1 protein-coding gene is annotated in these 2,349 nt (G+C 39.9%); it reads left to right on the forward strand.

Annotation, left to right across the window (positions count from 1 at the left end; genetic code table 11):
* Positions 1-496 precede the first annotated feature (496 nt).
* On the forward strand, positions 497-2,349 hold a 1,853-nt coding region (locus AB6E51_RS24185), incomplete at its 3' end, for a transporter substrate-binding domain-containing protein (protein WP_372140284.1).

Genomic DNA, 2,349 nt, shown 5'->3' on the forward strand with positions numbered 1-2,349 from the left:
AAAAGTGCCACGAGTAAACCTTCAGGTCTATAAAGCCTCTGGAAAAAACGATTTGAGCATTTCAGCTGACAGTTAGATTTAAGAGCCCCCTCTGTTAATGAGGTATGGTCTAATCCCTATTAATTGACAACTAATTTTTGTTTATCCACAGCAAAATCACACAGTCACAATTTATCGCCAACCAACTTCACCTACAGCATAAATAAAAAACGCCATATATCCTAAAAAGCCAAGTCCTCTCAGGCAAAAAAGGACTGCTAAAGATAAAACTATGTTCTTTTATTAACGAATGAACACATGTTATCGAAGAATGAGTCGCGGGTGGGCCATTAATGCCTGTCATTATGGCTTAATTTATTGAACAAAAATCAAAGTGTAGGGGGCATTAGAAGTATGGGAAAGGTCACGCTTTGCTTAGGGACACTTGGTTAATGATAACCCCCTGCTACACTGTAAAAATGGAAGGAATTCCTTACTTTAAGGCTAGGAGCTACAAATGCAGCGCAAACAGAGAAAAAAAATCTCTATTAGGATAACGGTGAGTGGGATGTTTATCATCGCGACCTTTCTCACCGCATCGGTTGCTATTTTCCTTCAATATCACTTTGCCAAAGAGCTTTCAAAAGAACATATTTTCTCACGATACAACCGCACCGCTGCGACGATAACTGAGTATATTAATAAACTTGATTACGATGCCTCATACACCGTTGAGCTGTTTGCTAAGATCTCCGAACAACATTTTGAAGCAACAGATGATATTTTTCCGCTAGCTGAGTTATTTGCTGAAGCCCTTCGCGCCAACAATAATATGTACAGTATTTATGTTGCAAATGAAAAAGATGAGTTTTTTCAACTGGTCAATCTCGATGCCTCTATATTAATTCGCGATAAAACCGATGCGATTGCTCAAGATCGGTGGGCAATGGTGACACACCTTTATGATGAGGCTGGGAACCGCATTAAGAAGTCCTATTTTTTAAATGATGATTTTACGATTCGTGATACAAAAGTGGAGCCAAGTGATTATTACCCAACAAAGCGTCCTTGGTACAAAGTTCAAAACAACAAGACACCAACCAAAACGGAACCGTATTTGTTTCATAACTGGCAAGTGACAGGACAAACTTATTCTTTGCCCATAGAAGGTCGAAAGGCTGTAATAGGTGTTGATATTGTTCTCTCATCTCTGGCAGCAAATTTCTCCGAAAACATTAAAGTGAATAATAAAGATGAAGCGGCAGAGGTGTATCTATACTCTGAAAATGGAGAAATTGTCGCATCAAATCAAACCTTGGAAGCAGAAAACATCATCCCAAGTTCAAAACCACTCGCGCTAACGGACAAGCAGCGTCAATTGATTGAGTCTACCCAACCGCTTAAAGTTTCAAACGAGAATGATTGGGCGCCCATTGATTTTACTTTAGCCGGTGAACCAAAAGGTTATGTGATTGATTTATTAAATATAATTGCTAACAATACCGGTCTGGAGTTTGAATATATCAACGGCCGTAGTTGGGGAGAATTGGTCTCTGATTATCAAAATGGATCGATTGATATCTTGCAGTCCATACAAAAAAATAGTAGCACGCAAGACGTCGGTGTGTTTACTGAACCACTTTACCAATTACCATTTAGCTTAGTGACACAAGCCAACACAAAAACGACCGAATCTTTTGAAAATTTGGCCGGGAAAAAAGTGGGCATGTTAGCTGGCTGGTCCATTATTCCTGACCTGAATCGCACTTTTCCTAATGTACAAATTGTGACGTTTCCTTCGTTTCACCTCGCCTTCGATGCCCTAGAAAATGGGGATGTTGATGCAGTATTGGAAAGCGATGCTATTATTAAGCATAAAGTCTCCCAGTCATTCGACCATAGTTTTCAAGTGCATCCACCTTTGCGCGACATTAATCAGCAATTTTCTAATCAGTTCTATATGGTGTTAAAACAAGCGGATTCGGCTCTGCTGCCTATTCTCAATCAAGCAATTACCAATATCTCAACTGAGCAACGAACAGCGCTAAGTCAAAAATGGTTAGAAGCAGAGTTTGGCAAGCCAAGTGCGGCGTTCTCTGCAATGGTTCCATATAAAAAGCTGGTACAAGTAGCGAATAATAAAAGCGAGTTAGACAAACTCATCTATGCAGAAATTGGTGGAAAACCGCAATATCTCTATGTCACTACGGTCGGTAGCGCGAGTGGTATCCAAGAATACTTTGCTGTGGTTGTATCAGAAAAAATTGTTCTCAATCGAGTGAAAGACCGTGTACAAACGTCTATCGCAATTACGGTAGGAATTATGTTGTTGTTGTTGCCTTTAGCTTGGGTATTTGGAAGTCCGATTGT

The sequence above is a fragment of the Vibrio sp. 10N.247.311.47 genome (genome assembly GCF_041467535.1).
Lineage (GTDB): Bacteria > Pseudomonadota > Gammaproteobacteria > Enterobacterales > Vibrionaceae > Vibrio > Vibrio crassostreae_C.